19 protein-coding genes and 1 riboswitch are annotated in these 19,085 nt (G+C 72.1%); of the genes, 8 read left to right on the top strand and 11 right to left on the bottom strand.

Going from position 1 to position 19,085, the window contains the following annotated elements:
* The first annotated feature begins 24 nt into the window (after window positions 1-24).
* Window positions 25-198, top strand: coding sequence for a hypothetical protein (locus KU893_RS23845; RefSeq protein ID WP_443678868.1), 174 nt, complete (start codon window positions 25-27; stop codon window positions 196-198).
* Complete coding sequence (locus tag KU893_RS21740; protein ID WP_218236725.1) at window positions 185-568, top strand: VOC family protein; 384 nt, start codon at window positions 185-187, stop codon at window positions 566-568. The genes KU893_RS23845 and KU893_RS21740 overlap by 14 nt, the downstream gene beginning before the upstream one ends.
* A gap of 74 nt (window positions 569-642) precedes the next feature.
* Here the strand turns inward: KU893_RS21740 and KU893_RS21735 are convergent, their stop codons facing one another.
* From KU893_RS21735 to KU893_RS21725, 3 genes are read right to left on the bottom strand one after another with little or no spacing between them, the layout of a single operon-like run.
* Window positions 643-1,278: an HD domain-containing protein gene (locus KU893_RS21735; protein ID WP_218236722.1), complete on the bottom strand. Its 636-nt coding sequence runs from the start codon at window positions 1,276-1,278 to the stop codon at window positions 643-645.
* Between the two features lie 44 nt (window positions 1,279-1,322).
* Window positions 1,323-1,616 carry an antibiotic biosynthesis monooxygenase family protein gene (locus KU893_RS21730; RefSeq protein WP_218236720.1) on the bottom strand — a complete coding sequence of 98 codons (294 nt, stop codon included), beginning with the start codon at window positions 1,614-1,616 and terminating at the stop codon, window positions 1,323-1,325.
* Window positions 1,613-2,503: an LLM class F420-dependent oxidoreductase gene (locus KU893_RS21725; RefSeq protein ID WP_218236717.1), complete on the bottom strand. Its 891-nt coding sequence runs from the start codon at window positions 2,501-2,503 to the stop codon at window positions 1,613-1,615. Before KU893_RS21725 ends, KU893_RS21730 begins: the two co-directional genes overlap by 4 nt.
* Before the next feature lie 61 nt (window positions 2,504-2,564).
* Between KU893_RS21725 and KU893_RS21720 the strand changes: the two genes are divergently transcribed.
* Window positions 2,565-3,326: a peptidylprolyl isomerase gene (locus KU893_RS21720; protein WP_218236715.1), complete on the top strand. Its 762-nt coding sequence runs from the start codon at window positions 2,565-2,567 to the stop codon at window positions 3,324-3,326.
* Window positions 3,327-3,595: 269 nt separating this feature from the next.
* The gene (locus tag KU893_RS21715; RefSeq protein ID WP_218236713.1) at window positions 3,596-4,555 is read left to right on the top strand and encodes a hypothetical protein; all 960 of its coding nucleotides are present in this window, start codon (window positions 3,596-3,598) and stop codon (window positions 4,553-4,555) included.
* A 231-nt stretch (window positions 4,556-4,786) separates the two neighbouring features.
* Here the strand turns inward: KU893_RS21715 and KU893_RS21710 are convergent, their stop codons facing one another.
* The gene (locus KU893_RS21710; protein ID WP_218236711.1) at window positions 4,787-5,668 is read right to left on the bottom strand and encodes an oxidoreductase; all 882 of its coding nucleotides are present in this window, start codon (window positions 5,666-5,668) and stop codon (window positions 4,787-4,789) included.
* A 54-nt stretch (window positions 5,669-5,722) separates the two neighbouring features.
* Between KU893_RS21710 and pepN the strand changes: the two genes are divergently transcribed.
* The 4 genes from pepN (at window position 5,723) to KU893_RS21690 (ending at window position 11,304) form a co-directional block, all read left to right on the top strand.
* A complete protein-coding gene (gene pepN / locus KU893_RS21705) occupies window positions 5,723-8,152 on the top strand; it encodes an aminopeptidase N (RefSeq protein ID WP_218236708.1) in 2,430 nt (809 codons plus the stop codon).
* Window positions 8,149-8,970 carry a formate dehydrogenase accessory sulfurtransferase FdhD gene (locus KU893_RS21700; protein ID WP_218236706.1) on the top strand — a complete coding sequence of 274 codons (822 nt, stop codon included), beginning with the start codon at window positions 8,149-8,151 and terminating at the stop codon, window positions 8,968-8,970. The genes pepN and KU893_RS21700 overlap by 4 nt, the downstream gene beginning before the upstream one ends.
* A gap of 127 nt (window positions 8,971-9,097) precedes the next feature.
* Window positions 9,098-10,537 (top strand): DNA recombination protein RmuC, encoded by a 1,440-nt coding sequence (locus KU893_RS21695; RefSeq protein WP_218236704.1) that lies wholly within the window; start codon window positions 9,098-9,100, stop codon window positions 10,535-10,537.
* A gap of 83 nt (window positions 10,538-10,620) precedes the next feature.
* Window positions 10,621-11,304, top strand: a complete 684-nt coding sequence (locus KU893_RS21690) for a hypothetical protein (RefSeq protein WP_218236702.1) — start codon at window positions 10,621-10,623, stop codon at window positions 11,302-11,304.
* A gap of 36 nt (window positions 11,305-11,340) precedes the next feature.
* Here KU893_RS21690 and KU893_RS21685 read toward each other — a convergent pair whose 3' ends face one another.
* The 7 genes from KU893_RS21685 to KU893_RS21655 form a co-directional block, all read right to left on the bottom strand.
* Window positions 11,341-12,183: an acyl-CoA thioesterase domain-containing protein gene (locus tag KU893_RS21685; protein WP_257441521.1), complete on the bottom strand. Its 843-nt coding sequence runs from the start codon at window positions 12,181-12,183 to the stop codon at window positions 11,341-11,343.
* Between the two features lie 21 nt (window positions 12,184-12,204).
* Window positions 12,205-13,515 (bottom strand): serine hydrolase domain-containing protein, encoded by a 1,311-nt coding sequence (locus KU893_RS21680; protein WP_218236700.1) that lies wholly within the window; start codon window positions 13,513-13,515, stop codon window positions 12,205-12,207.
* A 7-nt stretch (window positions 13,516-13,522) separates the two neighbouring features.
* Complete coding sequence (gene gcvP, locus KU893_RS21675; RefSeq protein ID WP_218236697.1) at window positions 13,523-16,345, bottom strand: aminomethyl-transferring glycine dehydrogenase; 2,823 nt, start codon at window positions 16,343-16,345, stop codon at window positions 13,523-13,525.
* A gap of 85 nt (window positions 16,346-16,430) precedes the next feature.
* Window positions 16,431-16,521, bottom strand: a riboswitch (glycine riboswitch).
* A 14-nt stretch (window positions 16,522-16,535) separates the two neighbouring features.
* Window positions 16,536-17,132: a MerR family transcriptional regulator gene (locus KU893_RS21670; protein WP_308167240.1), complete on the bottom strand. Its 597-nt coding sequence runs from the start codon at window positions 17,130-17,132 to the stop codon at window positions 16,536-16,538.
* 167 nt (window positions 17,133-17,299) lie between these two features.
* Window positions 17,300-17,770: a bifunctional nuclease family protein gene (locus KU893_RS21665; protein ID WP_218236695.1), complete on the bottom strand. Its 471-nt coding sequence runs from the start codon at window positions 17,768-17,770 to the stop codon at window positions 17,300-17,302.
* A 29-nt stretch (window positions 17,771-17,799) separates the two neighbouring features.
* Window positions 17,800-18,531 carry a transcriptional regulator FtsR gene (gene ftsR, locus KU893_RS21660; protein ID WP_218236692.1) on the bottom strand — a complete coding sequence of 244 codons (732 nt, stop codon included), beginning with the start codon at window positions 18,529-18,531 and terminating at the stop codon, window positions 17,800-17,802.
* Window positions 18,532-18,533: 2 nt separating this feature from the next.
* Entirely contained in the window at window positions 18,534-19,052 is a 519-nt protein-coding gene (locus tag KU893_RS21655) for an FHA domain-containing protein (protein ID WP_218236690.1), read from the bottom strand.
* Between the last annotated feature and the right edge of the window lie 33 nt (window positions 19,053-19,085).

Raw genomic sequence — 19,085 nt, 5'->3', positions numbered from 1 at the left:
CAACGGGCGTTCCGTGAGGCTGGTCTGACGCGGTGGCACTGGGTCGTTGAGTGGCAGCGTCGAGGCACGCCACACCTGCATCTGGCGGTCTACGCCCCCGAGGGTTGGGAATCGCCGATAAGTGACATTATGTCAGATAGCGAAGATCGGGGTTACGGTGGTGGCATCAGGAAGGAGGTCCCCCATGACGACCCCTGACCCCTCCGTCGGCGTCCGCTATCTCGTCGACGACGTGGACGCTGCGATCGCGTTCTACACCGAGCATCTGGGCTTCACGCTCAACATGAGCGCCGCACCGGCGTTCGCCGACGTCGTCCGCGGGCCGCTGAGGTTGCTGCTCTCGGGTGCAGCCAGTTCAGGTGCTCGCGCGACGCCGGCCGAGCTCTCAGGATCGCCCGGACGCAACCGGATCCATCTGGTGGTCGACGACCTCGAGGCCGAGGTCGAACGCCTCGGCTCCCAGGACGTCGATTTCGTCAGCGCCCTCGTGAGCGGACCGGGTGGCAGCCAGATCCTGCTGGCGGACCCCTCCGGCAACCTCGTGGAGCTGTTCCAACCCAGGACCTGACATAACGTCAGTCCCGGTGCGAGCTGCCCCCGAGGTCTGCGGCTCCGCCGTCGTCGCTCGGATCACCCGCACGCTCACGAGCGGATCCATCCCCGCCGCAGGCCCTCGTCGACGAGCAGGCCGGTCACCTCACCCAGCGTGGCGGAGCCGGCGACCACGCCGGCTACCCGGGCACGCACCAGCGCCTCGGTCGCGCCCGGCATCTGCCAGGTCCCCCCGCCGTTGAGCCAGTTGAGCAGCATCGGCTGGAGACGATCCATCGCCTTCCCGAAGCGCGCCTCCGGGCTCGCGCCGGACTCGAACTCCTCCCACAGCGCCCGCATCGACGTCGCCTGGTCCGCAGGCAGCAGGCCGAACAGCCGCTCGGCGGCGGCGGCCTCGCGCTCCTGCTGGTCGTCGGTCGCGCCCGGCACGTACGCCGGGCTGTCCCCCGCGTAGATCTCCACCAGGTCGTGGACCACGACCAGCTTGACCGTGTGTCCGACGTCGATCGGCTCGTCGGCGTACTCGGCGAGCAGGATCACCATCAGGGCGAGGTGCCAGGAGTGCTCGGCGTCGTTCTCGCGACGATCGTCGGCACCCAGCCGCGACGCGCGAAGGACCGTCTTCAGCTTGTCGGCCTCGGCGACGAAGCCCAGCTGCGCACGCAGACGTTCGGGGACACCGGCGGGCAGTGGCTGGCGATCGATGAGCAGGGCGTCCTCGTCCATGGCACCACCCTGCCAGCCAGCCGCGACCGGCCCGCGGGCAGATGTCAGAACGTCACGTCCGCATAGTGCTCGACGACGGGGAACGGGTCGTAGAAGTGGTGCAGCAGCGCCCGCCACTCGTCGTACTGCGGCGAGCCACGGAAGCCCTCGGTGTGGTCCTCGACGCTGTCCCACTCGACGAGGAGCAGGTAGAGGTTGGGCGACTCCAGCGAGCGGCGCAGGGCGAGGCTGCGGAAGCCGGGCATGGCGGAGATGATCGATCGGGCCTGGCCGAATGCCGTCTCGAACGCGGCCTCCTGGCCGGGCAGGACGGGCAGGACGGCGTGCTCGAGGATCATGGCTCCAGCCTGCCACCAGGCGCAGTCGCGACGCGCGGCACCGCCTGCTCGACCAGCGCCGTCGCCCACCGCTCGGGATCCCCGGGCGGCGGCATCAGCGCGGCCAGGGAGATGCCGATCCCGGCGTACTCCTCCATCTCACGGGCGAACCGGTCCGGCTCGGCCACCGGGTCACCGAACCACAGGATCGTCTTGCGTATCTGCTCGTAGTCGCGGCCGACGTCGTCGCAATGACGGCGCAGCACGTCGAGCTTGGCGGCGACGCCCTCGACGCCCTCTCCGGTGAACAGGTTGCACGCGTCGGCGTACTTCGCGACGAGGCGCAGCGTCTTGCGCTCCCCCGACCCGCCGACCAGCACCGGGATCCGGCCCTGCACGGGCGGCGGCACGCAGATCGTCTCGGCGAGTCGGTAGTGGCTCCCCTCGAACGGGCCGTCGTCGTCGCTCCACATCTGCCGACAGATCCGCAGCGTCTCCTCGAGCCGTTCGAACCGCTCGGCGACGGGCGGGTACGGGACGCCGAGGCCGAGATGCTCGCGCTCGTACCAGGCCGCGCCGATCCCCAGCCACGCCCGGCCACCGGAGAGCACGTCCAGCGTGGTCACGACCTTCGCGAGCAACCCGGGATGGCGATAGGTCACGCCGGTCACGAGCAGGCCGAGGCCGATCCGCTCGGTGCGGCCGGCGAGGAAGCCGAGCGTCGTGTAGCCCTCGAGCATCGGCTCCCCCGGCCCACCCGACATCTCCATCTGGAAGTAGTGGTCCATCACCGTGAACAGCGCGATCCCGCCCTGGTCGGCGACCTGCGCGGTGCCTGCGAGCCGCGCGGCGAGCCGCCGGTCGCCGTCCGGGTGGCTGAAGCTCGCGTAGTGGATGCCGAGGTCCATGTCACCAACGTACGCCGGACGTGCGGCCGCGGCCTCAGGTCCGCTGCGTACGATGCGCCCCATGCGCTCTCGCCTGCTCGCCGGAGTCCCGGCCCTGCTGCTCCTCGCCTCCCTCTCCGCCTGCGGGGACGACGACACGACCGCGAAGGACCAGTCCGGCAGCGCGCCGTCCTCGGACACCACGACCGCGACCACCGGCAGCACCGACGGTACGACGGGCGCGGCCGCCGGCCAGTGCGACTGGGAGCAGGTCGGCGAGCCGGCCCGCAAGGTCGACCTCCCGCCGACGACCCCGGAGCACACCGGCGACGTGAAGGCCGTGTTCGCCACCTCGGTCGGCAAGCTCACCGCCACCCTCGACGCCACGAAGGCACCGTGCACCGTCGAGTCCTTCGCCTCGCTCGCGAAGCAGGGCTACTACGACGACACCTCGTGCCACCGCCAGGGCAACGACCCGGGCTTCGAGTTCCTCCAGTGCGGCGACCCGTACTTCGACCCGAAGGCCGCCGACGCCGCCCCCAACACTGGGACCGGCGGTCCCGGCTACACGATCCCCGACGAGGTCGACGGCACCGAGACCTACCCTGCCGGCACCCTCGCTATGGCCAACACCGGCCAGCCCCACAGCGGCGGCGGCCAGTTCTTCATCGTCTTCGGCGACTCCCAGTTCCCGCCCAACTACACCGTCTGGGGTCACCTGGACGCGGCATCCCTCGAGACGCTGAAGAAGGTGGCCGCGAGCGGCAACGACGGGTACTGGGCGCAGAACGGCGGCGGTCGCCCCAACACCCCGGTCACCTTCGAGAGCATCAAGGTCGGCTGACAGGCGGGACCGAGCAAGTCCTCGACTCCCGAAGTCCGGCACCGGCGACACAAACGAGGCGCTGGGAAGGTTCTGGCAGCAATGACCCCGCGCGCGCCGAGCGTCTGCGATAGCGAAGATGTCCCTTGCGTTTGCCTTGAGCAGATGAAGGTCGCGCCTCAATGACCATGCACCCGATCGTTGTTCTAACCAGTCCTGCCCGTGCTTGGGCCGACGGCACCAACAGGTGTCGCTACTTGAGCTTCCGGCCGACAGCGTCACCGCAGAGCGTGCTGGACGCGTTCGTCGAGGCCGCCGTGGCTGCCGAGGACCCCGCCATCCCACCGAGCGAGCGCAACGCCGGAGCTGCCCTGGCCGACGGAGACACGGTCCTGCTTCGCATGCGACGAGTCGAGCTCGGCGCACGGATGCCCTGGCTCCACCGGCTGGTAGGCGAGCTGGAGCGACGGGGGGTGGGAGGTCGCTTCGAGAAGCCGCGGCCACCGTTGACCGGACAGGTTGGACGCATTGAGCAGCTCGAGGAGACCTCGCGGCTCGTGGTCTTCCTGGCGGGGCGAGACCTTGCGCCGGAACGGCTGCTCGCCCCGCTCTGGCGGCTGATGTCTTCAGCGGCATGCCACGCCCAGGTCTTCGCCGGCCAGCACATCTTCGTGCAACCCGTGGACGACAGGTTCCCGGCGACCCTCCTCGACCTGGCGGACACGGTCTCGTCCGTGATTCTGCTCGACGCGAACCGCGACGGCATCGCCGACCTCAGTTTCGGCAGTTCGCTCCGGTGCGCGTTCAGCGTCTCTGAGGCGGTGCTGCCGGGCGTCGAGCAGCTCGCCGCCTTCCGCGCAGTCATCGAGGACCTGGCCGACGAGCTCGACGTGGCGTGGATCGCTCGCCGCCGGAACGGGTCGGCCTACACCTCGGTCTACGATCCGGCGGTCAGACCGCCAGCCGATCCGCCGGCCGTGGAGATCTACGCAATCAGGCGCCCTTCGTGGTCCCGCTGGGTGCCGGATGCCCAGGGCCTCCAGCTGCTCGGACCGGACCACCTCGCGGCCGCGCACGATCTCACCCGATGGCGTACGAAGTCCCTGCCGGGCGGTCGCGCGCTGGTCGAGGCACCCGACCTCGGCGCCTGGTACGGCGCCGCCCCGCCGAGCGAGGCGATCCTCGCGGAGGCTCGCGCCGACTTCGGCGACCTGATCGTCCAGGACTACCTGAGCCTGCCGCGCGACTGACGCCAGCCCGACCCGGCGTCAGACCCGCACGCCGGCCAGCACTCCTCCGACCTCTGCCGCGACCGCCCCTGGGACCTAGCCTCTGGCTCCTCCCGCGTTGCTGCCTGTCGGAACATTCGGCAGCTCGACCGAGAGGATGCGGCAAGTCAACGGCGAGGAAGTGGCAGGTCAACGGTGCGGAAGGGGCAGGTCAACGACCACACGGCCGGCCGACGCTAGGGGCGGGGTGGGTCAGGACCCGGTGAGGGCGACCGAGCGGTCCCACAGGGCACGGGCGAGCACCTCGTCGTCGGCCTTGGGCGACATCCGGGCGGGTGCGGGCCAGCCCCACAGCTCGGTACGGCCGTGGGGGCCGATGTAGGTCCCGCCCTCCACGTCCATGGTCGCGGCGTAGACCGTGCACAACGCGCCGCGCCAGGCGGGCATGCCGACCAGCTTCTGGCCGTAGTGGCCGATCGCGGTGACGACCGGGTGCCCCGACCCGCTGGTGATCGCGGTCGCCGACGCGCCAGGGTGCGCGGCGACGGCGCGCAGGTGCGAGCCCTGGCTGCGGAAGCGGCGGTCGAGCTCGCGCATGAAGAGCAGGTCGGCGAGCTTCGAGTCGCCGTACGCCTGGAAGGGACGGTAGCGACGGCGCTGCCAGCCGAGGTCGTCGAGGTCGATCGCCCCGGAGCGGTGCTCGCGGGAGCTGACGACCACCACGCGGTCGGTCAGAACCGGCAGCAGCAGCCGGGCCAGCAGGAAGTGCCCGAGATAGTTGGTCGCGAAGTGCATCTCGACCCCCTCCGGCGTGACGGCATGCGGTACGCCGAGCACACCGGCGTTGTTGACCAGGACGTCGACCGGACGACCGTCGGCGACCAAGCCCTTCGCGAACGTGCGGACCGAGTCGAGCGAGCTCACGTCGACCTGGCGGACCTCGACCCGGCCCAAGTCATGCCCGGGCACCGTGCGGGCGGCGGCCTCGGCCTTCTCCACGCTGCGGCAGGCCATCACGATCTCCGCGCCGCGGGACCCGAGGATCCGCGCGGTCTCGAGGCCGAGGCCACCGTTGGAGCCGGTGATGACGAACCGCCGCCCCTGCTGGGGCGGCACCTGGGTCCACGGGCGCATGGCCCGAACCCTCCCACATCCGCCCCGCTGCCGGTTGCGTTCTACGCTGGCCCGATGAGCCTGACCCGCGCCGAAGCCGAGCACCGCGCGAGCGTGCTCACCGTGTCGTCGTACGACGTCGAGCTGGACCTGGCGGCGAGCGAGGAGACCTTCGGCTCGGTGACCACGATCCGGTTCCGCAGCGAGCGGGCGGCGACCTTCGTCGACGTGAAGCCACGCGCGCTGCACGCGGTCCGGCTCGACGGCCAGCCCCTCGACGTCGCCCGGCTCGCCGACGGCCGCATCCCGCTCGACCTCGCGGCCGGCGACCACGAGCTCGTCGTCGAGGCGGCGATGGGCTTCCGCAACGACGGTGAGGGCCTGCACCGTTCGGTCGACCCCGTCGACGGAAGGGCCTACGTCTACGGCATGTCGTTCATGGACGCCGCACCGTCGGTGTTCGCGTGCTTCGACCAGCCGGACCTCAAGGCGCCGTACTCGATGCGGGTGACGGCGCCCGCCGACTGGCTGGTCGTCGGCAACGCGCCGGCGCTCGAGGACGGCACCGACGGAGCCACGAAGCAGTGGACGCTCGGGCCGACTCCCCCACTGGCGACGTACTTCGTCACCCTGGTCGCGGGTCCCTACCACCTGATCCGCGACGAGCACGACGGCATCCCGCTCGGCCTGAGCTCGCGACAGAGCCTGGCCGCGACCCTGGACCGCGAGGCCGACGAGCTGCTCACGCTCACCCGCCAGTCCTTCGACGAGCTGCACCGGCTGTTCGGGGTGCGCTACCCGTTCGGCGACTACCACCAGGCGTTCGTGCCGGAGTTCAACGCCGGCGCGATGGAGAACCCCGGCTGCGTCACGATCCGCGACCCGCTGCTCTTCGAGGGCAGCAGCACCCGCGCCGACCGCAGCTTCCGCGCGGCGCTGATCGCCCACGAGATGGCCCACCAGTGGTTCGGCAACATCGTCACCCCGCAGTGGTGGGACGACCTGTGGCTCAACGAGTCCTTCGCCGAGTACATGGGCTACCGGGTCATCGCCGACGCCACGGAGTACGCCGACGGCTGGCTGCACCAGTCCTACGCCCGCCGCACGTGGGGCATCACCGCCGACCAGCGCCCGACCACCCACCCCGTGGCCGGCAATGCCGCACCCGACGCGCTCTCGGCGCTGCAGAACTTCGACGGCATCTCGTATGCGCGCGGATCCAACGTGCTGCGCCAGCTGGCCCACCGGCTCGGCGACGACGCCTTCCTGGGCGGTGTCCGCGAGCACTTCGACCTGCACCGGTTCGGCAACGCCACCATGCACGACCTGTTCGCGAGCTGGGAGCGGGCCGCCGGCGGCGAGAGCCTCGACGGCTTCGTCAAGGACTGGCTGCTCACCCCGGGCGCCGACCGGCTCGACCTGGACCGTGCGGCCGGCGTGGTCCGTCGTAGGTCGCCCGCCGCCCACCCCGCCGACCGTCGCCACGAGCTGACCGTCGCCGTCCACGGCCCGGACGGATGGACCCAGCGCCCGTTCGTCGTGGACGGCCCCACCACGCCGTTCGACGTCGGCGACGCGCCGGTCCTGCTCGACGCCACCGAGACCACCTGGGCGGTCTGCCCGCCCGACGCCCTGACGATGGCGGTGCTGCCGGCCCTGGCCCCGGCGATGACCGACCCGCAGCTGCGCGCCACGATGTGGAACAGCGTCCGGCTGGGCCTCTTCGAGGGCGCGCTCACCCCGGCCCAGGTGGCCGAGCTGCTCGCCACCGCGCCGCCGGTCGAGGACACCGCCGACGGAGTGCGCAACCTGCTGCCGTGGGTCCTGGAGACGGTGCTGCCGATCGCGCCGGCCGGGACGACGGAGCGCTTCCACGCCGCCGTACGCCGGGCGGCGGAGGCGGCGCAGGCCGGCTCCGAGCTCCAGCTCTCGGCGTTCCGGGCGACCGTGCTGTCCGCGGCCGACGCCGCCGAGCTCGAGCGCTGGGCCGCGGGCGAGGACCTCCCCGCGGGCATCGTCGACGACAGCGACCTGCGCTGGAAGGCCCGGCGCCGCCTCGCCGAGATCGGCGCGACCGACCGCGCCGCGCTCGACGCCGCGCTCGACGCGGAGCGCAGCGGAGCCACGACGGTCCACCACGCGCGCGCCGTCTCCTCGCTGCCGACGACCGAGGCCAAGGAGTTCGCCTGGGCGCGGGCCACCGGCGAGGTCTCCGTCCCCAACTACGAGGTCAAGGCCGCCGGCAACGGGATGTGGCAGGCCGGGCAGCGGGACCTCACGGCACCCTTCGCCGCGGCCTACTTCGACCAGCTCGGCACGATCGTCGGCGCCCACCAGGGCTGGGTGCAGGGCGAGGTCGTCGAGGCCTACTTCCCCATCACCCACCTCGACGACGCCACCGAGGCTGCCGCCGTCGCGGCGCTGGAGGGGGACCTCCCCGGCGCCGTACGACGACGGCTGACCGACCGGCTCGACGACCTGCGCCGCCGCCGCGCTGTGCTGTGACCGGCGCGAAGGCCCGGCGCCCCGGCCCCACGACCCGGCTGCGGGTCGAGGAGTACCGCGGCGACGACGTACGACGGCCCGAGGACCGGGTGCTCACCGAGGAGCCGCTGGAGATCCGGCTGGCCTGGCCGGGTGCCCCGGCGCGGCGGGTGTGGACCACACTGCGCACGCCCGGCAACGACTTCGAGCTGGCCGCCGGCTGGGTGCACCACGAGGGCCTCGGCCGTCCCGCCGGCGTCGCCTACTGCACGGACGCCGAGCTGCGTCCCGAGCAGGAGTTCAACGTCGTGACGCTCACCCTCGACACCGCGCCCGACCGGGTGCCGAGCCAGCTGGACGCACTCAGCGCCGGGTCGGCGGCGTGCGGGGTGTGCGGCACCGACGAGGTCGACGAGGTGCTGGCGCGCCGCCCGTCGTCGCCGTGGTCCGGCCCCCTCCCCTCCCCCGACCTGGTCCGGCGACTGCCCGGACTGATGCGACCCCAACAGCACCTCTTCGAGCGGACCGGGAGCGCCCATGCCGCCGGACTGTTCACCGCGGACGGGTCCCTGGTCGCCGTCCGCGAGGACGTGGGGCGGCACAACGCCGTCGACAAGGTGGTCGGTGCGCGGCTGCTGGCCGGCGCGCCGTCCGCCGAGGCGGTGCTGGTCGTCAGCGGCCGGGCCGGGTTCGAGCTGGTCCAGAAGGCCGTCGCCAGCGGGATCGGCGCCCTCGTCTCCGTCGGCGCGCCCACCGGCCTGTCGGTGCGCCTCGCCGAGGCCGGCGGGCTCGCCCTCTACGGCTGGACGAAGGACGACCGGACGGTCCGGTACGCCTGAGCCCGGGCCTGTTCCGGGCCTGATCCAGGCTTGGTCCTGAGCCGCTCCCGACGTGATCCGGGCGTCATCCGGACCGTGACGGCGCGCCCCGAGGGGATCTGTCGGGCCCTGCTGTTTGACTGCTCCCATGGCCATCCTCCTCGCTCTGCTCGTCGGTCTCCTGCTCGGTGCAGCGGTCGGCTGGATGGTGCGCCACGCGACCTTCCCGGCCGCCCCCGAGGTCGCGCCGGGCGAGGCGCCCGAGGTCGTCGCGGCCCGCCACGACGCCGTCGTCGCCGGGCTGCGGGCCGAGCACGAGAGGGCACTGGCCGAGCTGCGCCACGAGGTCCAGCGGGTCCAGCTCCTGGGCGAGTCGCGCACCGCCGAGGTGCGTGCCGAGGAGGCCGCCGCCCGCGCGGCCGTGCAGGCCGAGCTGACCGGAGCGCTGGCCACGGTCGACGAGCTGCGCGACGCCGTCGACGACGCCCGTGCCCGCTACCGCGCGCTCGTCGAGCAGCAGCGTCAGGCCCAGCTGGAGCGCGAGCGCGGCGAGTCCGGCCAGACCCAGGTCCTCAAGACGCTGACGCCCGTCGTCGAGCACCTGCGCTCGATGCAGCAGAAGGTCGACGAGCTCGAGAAGGCCCGGGTGCGCCAGCACTCCGAGCTCGCCACCCAGATCCAGCACACCCAGCGCTCCGTCGAGGACTCCCGCAAGGCGGCCGACACCCTCGCCTCGGTCCTGAAGAACAACGCCGTGCGCGGCGCCTGGGGCGAGACCCAGCTGCGCACCCTGGTCGAGACCGCCGGCCTGCTCAACCGGGTCGACTTCGAGCTGCAGCACTCCGTCGAGGCCGACTCCGGCGCCCGCCGTCCCGACATGGTGATCAACCTGCCCGGCGGCAAGCAGATGGCGATCGACGCCAAGGTGCCCTACAACGCGTTCATGGACTCCCAGCGCGAGGGCCTCGAGCCCGAGGCCCGCCAGCGGCTGCTCGACGACCACGCCCGCAAGGTCCGCGGCCACGTCGACACGCTCTCCCAGAAGGGCTACTGGACCGGCTTGGGGATCAGCCCGGAGTTCACGGTCGCCTTCATCCCCAACGAGCAGCTCCTCAACGCCGCCCTCGAGGTCGATCCGTCCCTCATGGAGCACGCCTTCAAGCAGGGCATCGTGCTCGCCACCCCCACCAACCTGTGGGGCATGCTCAAGACGGTCGCCTTCACCTGGAAGCAGGAGGCGCTCACCGAGGACGCCCAGGTCCTCTTCGAGCTCGGCCAGGTCCTCTACCGCCGCATCCTCAAGCTCTCCGAGCACGTCGACAAGCTCGGCCGCTCGCTGCAGCGCAGCGTCAAGGACTACAACGCCTTCACCGGCTCCCTCGAGCGCTCGGTCCTGCCCGCTGCCCGCAAGCTCAACGCCGCCGACCCGATCGCCACCATCCCGGCTCCTACCGAGATCGAGGAGACCCCGAAGGCGCTGACCTCGAGCGAGTTCTCCGTGCTCGACGACCTCGGCCGCGACGAGCTGGCCTTCGACTTCGACGTCGCGGTCGACGCCGAGGTGGTCGACGATGCGCAGGCGGGCTGACCCCAGGAGGGTCTGACCCATCCGGCGCCAGGTCGGCTCCGAAGCAAGAGGGACATCCATCCGCTCCCTCCCGGAGGTCCACCATGCGTCTTCGTCCACCTACGCCCTCGTTCGCCGTTGCGGTCACGGCACTCGTCGTCGCCCTCGGCGGCACGTCCTACGCCGCGGTCCAGATCGGGTCTGCCGACATCCGGGACGGCTCCGTGCGGTCCGTCGACGTCCGCGACGGCGCTCTTCGGGGGAAGGACCTGAAGAATGGCACCGTTCGGGCGAAGGACCTGGCCGCTGGCGTCCGCAAGGACATCGCCGACTCCGGCCGATGGCTCCTGGTCAACGCAGCAGGTCAGATCGAGGCACAGTCCGGCGGGTTCGCCGTCGCAGCCGCGTATCCCGTCCTCGCGAACACGGCGGCGCCCCCGGCCGACAACTCGCTGCGGGCGGCAGGCAACGTCTACATCAGCGCCGGTGAGGACCTGCGCAACAACGCGATCGTCACGGTCATCGCCCTGCAGAACCAGCTCGACCAGAACGGCGACATGATCACCAACGGGCGCGCGCCGGGGGCCGACGCCAATCCGGAGTTCGCGGGAGAGATCTCCGCGTCCGTGTGCGGCTTGGCCGGCGTCGTCGCGTGCGCTCCCGCGGGCACCAACACGACCAGCCACTTCGTGGTCAGCCCCCGCAACAGCGACGGATCCGTGACCGGTCCGGACGCCCGCAAGCGGTTCTACGTCGTGATGTCCGGCGACTCCAGCGACCGCTCCTGAGTGGAGGGAAGCGGAGCCGCGCGGTCCACCGACTCGCTAGACCGCACCGCGCGGCTCCACCCCGCCGGACAGGTCGACCGTGCGGCGGGTGTTGGCCAGCGAGGTGATGGTGGCCGTGCCGATGACGCCGGTGGCGTCGAACACCTCCGCGGTGCCCACGGCGATGCCGGCCGACGACACGTGGTCGGCCGCACGCAGCCCGAGCCGGGTGCTGTCGGGGAGCCGGCTGAGGGCGAGGTCGATGTCGGTGTTGATGTGCTCGACGCCGCGGCTGCCCCAGTTGGTGACCATGCTCGTGGCGTCCGCGATCGAGGCCACGGCCTGGAACGGGGTGCACTCCTCGCCGTACACGATCGGGACGGCGGTCTGCCAGGTCTGGTGCCGGCCGCCGTTCTGGTGGTCGCCGAAGTCGTCCGACCACGGTGCGGCGCTGGCGAACCACGGCACGTGGTGCTCGCCTGGCGTCGGCAGCAGGTCCGCAGGCGGCGGAGTCGGCCGCTCCCCCGGCGCGGTCCAGACCTCGCCGGCGGCGTCGGCCGACGGGGCGAGGAAGGTGGCACCCGCACGGGCGACCACCGCGCCCTCCTGCTCGACCACGGCGTCCAGCAGCACCAGTCGCGGCCCCTCGCGCACGATCCGCGCCGACGCCGTGGTGGTGATCATCCGGGCCGGGCGAAACAGGTCCACGTGGTAGCGCGCCGGCACCAGGCCGGTCCGACCGGCCTCGGTCACGGCGTGCTCGAGCGCGCGGGCGAGCAGCCCGCTGACGGCGACGCCGTGCATCTGGTCCGCGCGCCACAGGCTCTGCGCGAGCGGGAGCGGGTCGAAGCCGGCGGCGGACTGCTGGAACCAGGCGAACTGGAACGTGTTCTCGTTCACGGGAGCATCATGCCCCTCCGGTCACGCCTGCGGGGCAGGACCCCCAGGGATCGGCGCCTGGGGGTCGTACGGCGTCCGCGTCCAGACGAAGGTCGCACACTCCAAGTGGCTGAGGCTCCCGTCGGCACGCCGGCGCGGGTACAGGGTCTCGCCGCGGTGATAGCCATCGGTGCCGACGAAGACCTCACCCTCGGGCCGGAGGCGCTCCTCGAGACTGCCGGTGCGCAGGTCGCGGACCTGCAGCTCCGCGTCGCGCCACTCGATGCTGAAGCCGGTGTGGCCCCAGAACCAGATGCCGAGCACGTCGCCGACGGTGGCCGGCACGGGGCGGGGCGACGGGCGCCACGGTGTCACCGGGCCCGCCACCGGCGCTCCGTCGCCGGCTGCCAGGAAGCGGCTCGGCACCTGCTCGGCACCGAGGCCGGTGGTCGAGTCCGCGAGCGCGACGACCGCGTCCCGGGTCGACCGGTCGACGAACAGCGACGCCTGGAAGCCGGGCATCGAGCCGGTGTGACCGACCAGGGTGCGCCCGTGGGCGTGCAGGACGCGCAGCCCGAGGCCGTAGGCCTCGGCCGGCGTCGCCGGCCGCGCCATCTCGGCGAGGGTCGCGCTGGCCAGCACGTCGGGGTGGCCGGTGGCCAGGAAGTCGGCCCAGACGAGCAGGTCGCCGACAGTGCTCCACAGCTGCCCGGCCGGGGCCATGGCCCGGGTGTCGGAGTGCGGCTCGGCGCTCAGCGTGTGGGCGAAGTGGTCGACGCTGCGGCCGGGTGCGTGGTCGGCCGGCGGGTCGTACGACGTCGCGCCCATGCCGAGCGGGGCGAGCAACCGGGACTGCACGACCTGCCACCAGGGTGCGCCGCGCAGCCGCGCGACCGCCTCGCCGAGGAGCGCGAAGCCCAGGTTGGAGTAGTGGTAGTACTCCCCCGCCGCCGCGACTCGGCCGGAGCCGTCGTTGGCCTCCAGCAGCTCGGCGACGGCACCGCCGTCGACCCGCTCCCACCACGCGCCCACCGGCTCGCTCTGCAGGCCGGCGGTGTGGGCGAGCAGGTCGTGCACCGTCGCGGACGCGTAGCCCGTCTCCGGCACGAACCGGCCGATCGGGTCGTCGAGCGCGAGCCGTCCCTCGTCGCGCAGCTGCAGCACGAGGACGGCGGTGAGGGTCTTGGTGATCGACCCGATCCGGTACGCCGACGCGCTGGTCACCGCGCGGTCGGGCAGGACGTTCAGGCAGCCCTGCCAGACCGGTGTGCCGCCGCGGGCGACCGCCGCCGAGACGGACGGCAGCCGGCCCGCGGCCTGCAACGAGGCCAGCGCGTCGTCGTGGCCGCTCACCGAGGTCTCACTCGGCGTAGGCGTCCATCGGCGGGCAGGCGCACACCAGGTTGCGGTCGCCGTAGGCCTGGTCGATGCGGGCCACCGGCGGCCAGTACTTGTCGGGCGAGATGCCGGCCGGGAAGACGGCGACCTCACGGGAGTAGGCGCGGTCCCACTCGCCGACGAGCGCACGGGCGGTGTGCGGGGCGTGGTGCAGCGGCGACGCGTCGACGTCCCACTCGCCGGCGGCGACACGGTCGATCTCGCCCTTGATGGCGATCATCGCGTCGCAGAACCGGTCCAGCTCGGCCAGGTCCTCGGACTCGGTGGGCTCGACCATCAGCGTGCCGGCGACCGGGAAGGACATGGTCGGGGCGTGGAAGCCGTAGTCGACGAGCCGCTTGGCGACGTCGTCGACTGAGACGCCGGTCTGCGCGGTGATCGGACGCAGGTCGAGGATGCACTCGTGGGCGACCAGCCCGGACTCGCCGCGGTAGAGCACCGGGAAGTGCTCGCCGAGCCGGGCGGCGACGTAGTTGGCCGAGAGCACCGCGACGGCGGTGGCGCGGGTCAGGCCCTCGCCGCCCATCATCCGGATGTAGGCCCACGAGATCGGCAGGATGCCGGCCGAGCCGAACGGCGCGGCGCTGATCGCACCGGTGCCCTCGCGGCGGCTGGCGTCGGGGTGCAGCGGGTGCGTGGGCAGGTACGGCGCCAGGTGGGCGCGCACCGCGACCGGGCCGACGCCCGGGCCACCGCCGCCGTGCGGGATGCAGAACGTCTTGTGCAGGTTGAGGTGCGAGACGTCGCCGCCGAACTTGCCGGGCGCGGCGTAGCCGAGCAGGGCGTTGAAGTTGGCGCCGTCGATGTAGACCTGACCGCCGTACTCGTGGACCAGGTCGCACAGCTCGGTGATGGTCTCCTCGTAGACGCCGTGCGTCGACGGGTAGGTGACCATGATCGCGGCCAGCGTCTCGGAGTGCTGCTCGCACTTGGCGCGCAGGTCGGTGAGGTCGACGGTGCCGTCGTCGTTGGCCTTGACGACGACCACCTTCATGCCGGCCATCACCGCCGAGGCCGGGTTGGTGCCGTGCGCCGAGGACGGGATCAGGCAGACGTCGCGCTGGCCCTGGCCGTTGGCCCGGTGGTAGTTGCGGATCGCCAGCATGCCGGCGTACTCACCCTGGGCGCCGGCGTTGGGCTGGATGGAGACGCGGTCGTAGCCGGTCACCGCGGCCAGCCAGCCCTCGAGCTGGTCGATCAGCTGGCGGTAGCCGTCGGCGTCGCCGGCCGGCACGAACGGGTGCAGGTTGGCGAAGCCGGCCAGCGAGATCGGCTCCATCTCGGTGGTGGCGTTGAGCTTCATCGTGCACGAGCCGAGCGGGATCATGCCGCGGTCGAGCGCGTAGTCGCGGTTCGAGAGCCGCGCGAGGTAGCGCAGCATCGAGGTCTCGTTGTGGTGGGTGTTGAACACCGGGTGGGTGAGGAACTCGGTGGTGCGCTCGAGGTCCTCGGGCAGGCCGGCGTCGCCCTCGGCCGACACCTCGCTCACGCCGAAGGCGCCGAGGACGGCGGCCAGCGTGGCCTCGCCGGCGGTCTCGCCGAAGGAGATGCCGACGGTGTCGGCGTCGACGAGGCGCACGTGGATCGCGGCCTCGCGGGCGGCGGCGACCACGGACTCGGCGCGGCCGGGCACCCGGACGGTGAGGGTGTCGAAGAAGGTCTCGTTGACGACCTCGAGGCCGGCTGCCGCGAAGGACGCGGCGGCGCGGCGGGCCAGCCCGTGGATGTCGCCGGCGATCATCCGCAGGCCCGCGGGACCGTGGTAGACGGCGTACATGCCGGCGGTCACGGCGAGCAGCACCTGAGCTGTGCAGATGTTGGACGTCGCCTTGTCGCGACGGATGTGCTGCTCGCGGGTCTGCAGCGCGAGCCGGTAAGCCGGGCGGCCCTCGGCGTCGACCGAGACGCCGACCAGGCGGCCGGGCATCTGCCGCTCGAGGCCCTCGCGCACGGCCATGAAGCCGGCGTGCGGGCCGCCGTAGAACAGCGGCACGCCGAAGCGCTGGGCGGAGCCGACGACGACGTCGGCGCCGAGCGCGCCGGGCGCCTCGAGCAGGGTGAGCGCGAGCAGGTCGGCGGCGACGACGGCCAGGCCGCCGTGCTCGTGGGCCGCGTCGATGAGCGGCTTGATGTCGGCGACCCGGCCGGAGGCGCCGGGATACTGGACCAGCACGCCGGACACCGGGCCCTCGGGCAGGCCGTCGGTCAGGTCGGCGACGACGATCTCGATGCCGAGGCCCTCGCACCGGGTGGCGACGACGTCGCGGGTCTGCGGCAGGGCGTCTGCGTCGATGACGAACGGGCCCTCGGCCTTGCGGTTGGCGCGGTGGGCCAGCGCGACGGCCTCGGCCGCGGCGGTGCCCTCGTCGAGCAACGACGAGCCGGCGGTGTGCAGGCCGGTCAGGTCGGCGACCATGGTCTGGAAGTTGATCAGCGCCTCGAGGCGGCCCTGCGAGATCTCCGGCTGGTAGGGCGTGTACGCGGTGTACCAGCTCGGGTCCTCGAGCACGTTGCGCCGGATCACCGCCGGGGTCACGGTCGCGTGGTAGCCGAGGCCGATCATCGACTCGCCGGGGACGTTGGCACCCGCGAGCGCCCGCAGGTCGGCTGCGGCGGTCTCCTCGTCGACGCCGGCCGGCAGTCCCAGCGGGTCGGAGGAGCGGATGGACTTCGGGACGGCAGCGTCCATCAGCGCCTCGAGCGAGGCGTGGCCGAGACGGTCGAGCATGGTCTCGACCTGGGCGTCGTCCGGGCCGATGTGACGGGTGACGAAGGGTGCGCTCATGAGCAGGGATGCTCCTCGGGTCGGGTCGATGAGGTGAATCGAGCCCTCCCCCTCTGTCAGCGCGTCACTGCGCCTTCAGAGTTGCCTGCTCCGCACGGTCCTGGCGCCTGAGAGGTTCCGGGGAGGGATTGCCCCTTCGGCGCAGGCACGGGGCCTGACTCTCCCGTGCAGCATCAACAGCGAGTACAGGCTACCCCACGTTGCGGGCAGCGCGCCGCGCCGCGAGCTCGTCGCCCGCGACCGGACCGTCCTGCTCCGACACGTTGGCGTGCTCGCTGGGCAGCTCGGCGAGGGTGCCCTCGATCTCGCGCCACACACCGCCGATCGCGATGCCGAACACGCCCTGGCCACCCTGGAGGAGGTCGATGACCTCGTCGTTGCTGGTGCACTCGTAGACCGAGGCACCGTCGCTCATCAAGGTGACCTGGGTCAGGTCGTCGGTGCCGCGCTCGCGCAGGTGGCTGACCGCCGTGCGGATGTTCTGCAGCGAGATGCCGGCGTCGAGCAGCCGCTTGATGATCTTGAGGATCAAGATGTCGCGGAAGCTGTAGAGCCGCTGCGAGCCGGAGCCCTTGGCGCCGCGCACGCTCGGCTCGATCAGGCCGGTTCGGGCCCAGTAGTCGAGCTGGCGGTAGGTGATGCCCGCGGCGTTGCACGCGGTCGGACCGCGGTAGCCGAGGTCGCTCGGCAGCGGCGACACGTCGTCGGTGAACAGCAGGCCCTGCTCCTCCGCAGCAGCAGTCGCCGCGGTCACGTCCTGACCGGTCTTCTCTGGCTGCTCGTTCACGGGGCCTCCATGGGCTCAGACGTTGGGCACGGCGCGTTGCACGGGTGTCATTCCGACCTCTTCAAGGTACGGCGCCGGTGTCGGGCCGGTCAAAGACATGAGCGGGCGTGTCGCCGAAAACCCTCATCCTCAGCCTGAGCCTGAGGAAATCTCCACGCTCCGGCCGGTCAGCCCTCGGCGCCGAAGTCCTCCGGCGAGACGTGGTCGAGGAACTCGCGGAACGCCTCGACCTCGTCCTCCTCCTCGGCCGGTGCGGCCAGGCCGGCCTCGGCCAGGACGTCCTCCGAGCAGTAGATCGTGGTGCCGGTGCGCAGCGCGAGCGCGATCGAGTCGGAGGGCCGCGCGCTGACCTCGACCCCGGAGGCGAAGACCAGCGTGGCGTAGAAGACGCCGTCGCGGACGTCGGTGATCCGGACCTCGCTCAGCTCGTTGCCGGTGGCGCTCAGCACGTCGCGGAGCAGGTCGTGGGTCAGCGGCCTCGGTGGCACGACGCCCTGCTGGGCGAACGCGATCGCGGTCGCCTCGACCGCGCCGATCCAGATCGGCAGGTAGCGGTCCCCGGCCACCTCCCGAAGCAGCACGATCGGCTGGTTGGAGGGCATCTCCACCCGAACACCCATCACGTCGACCTCGCGCATGCGTCCAGCCTACTGCGTGGGGTGGAGCCTCAGATGCGGCGCAGCCCCGCCTTGACCAGGGTCGCGTGCAGCCGCACCGACAGGGCGGCGATCTCGCTGACCGCCTCCTCGGCCCGGGCACTCGCGCCGGCATCGCGACCTCTTCGTGGAACGACCACCTGCTTCAGCAGGCCGACCTCGCGGTCGGCGGCCGTGCGGAACGCGCGCAGGTGACGCGGCTCGATGCCGTAGTCGGCGAGCTCGCGGGCGGTCTGGGCGATCACCAGCGCGTCGGTGTCGTAGTGACCGGTCGGCGACGGGTTGATCAGCGCGAACGCCTCGAGCTGCCCGAGGAGGTCCTCGTCGATCTCGGCCACCTTGACCAGCTCCTTGCGCGAGAGCCGCAACCGGTCGGTACGGCGGAACGACTCGGGGGCGGGCAGCCCGTCAGCGCCGAGCGCGACGATCGGCACCGTCGGCACGACCGGCTCCGGCTCCGGCGGGTTGAGGCCGCGGTCGATCGCGTCGAGGTGCTCACCGATGACCTTGAGCGGCAGGTAGTGGTCGCGCTGCATCCGCAGGATGTAGCGCAGCCGCTCGATGTCGGCCTCGGAGAACTTGCGGTACCCGGCGGGCGTGCGCTCCGGCTTCACCAGGCCCTCGGCCTCGAGGAACCGGATCTTGGGGATGCTGATGTCCTCGAAGTCGGCGCGCAGGCGGTCGAGCACCTGGCCGATGTTGAGCCGTGGCTCCCGCTCGCCCCGAGCGACGGCAGCGGTCATGCTCAGGCGCTCTCGTGGCCCGCGAAGAAGACCAGGCGGTACTTGCCGACCTGGACCTCGTCGCTGTCCTTGAGCTGGACCTTCTCGATCCGGTCCCGGTTGACGTAGGTGCCGTTGAGGCTGCCCGCGTCCTCCACGGTGAAGGTGTCGCCGTCGCGGCGGAAGACCGCGTGGCGGCGCGAGACCGTGACGTCGTCGAGGAAGATGCCGCTCTCCGGGTGGCGACCGGCGCTCACCTCGTCGGCGTCGAGCAGGAACCGGCTGCCGGAGCCCGGTCCCTTCTGGACCACGAGCAGCGCGTGCCCGACCGGCAGGGCGTCGACCGCCGCAGCGTCGACAGGGCTGAGCGCGCGGTCGGACGTCTGCTCACCGGCACCGGCGCCGGCACCAGCGCCGAACTGGATCGTCGCGGTGGCGTCGGTCATCGGCGCCGGCTCGGGCGCGACCAGGCGGCTCCCGCACTGCGAGCAGAAGCGGGCGTCATCGGGGTTCTGCCGACCACAGGCGGTGCAGAACGGCATCAGTGGCTCCTCACGGTGGGTCTACTACGAACC

The organism is Nocardioides daeguensis (assembly GCF_019192965.1).
In the GTDB taxonomy this organism is placed as follows: Bacteria; Actinomycetota; Actinomycetes; order Propionibacteriales; family Nocardioidaceae; genus Nocardioides; species Nocardioides daeguensis.
This window is presented reverse-complemented; position numbering and strand designations above follow the sequence as displayed.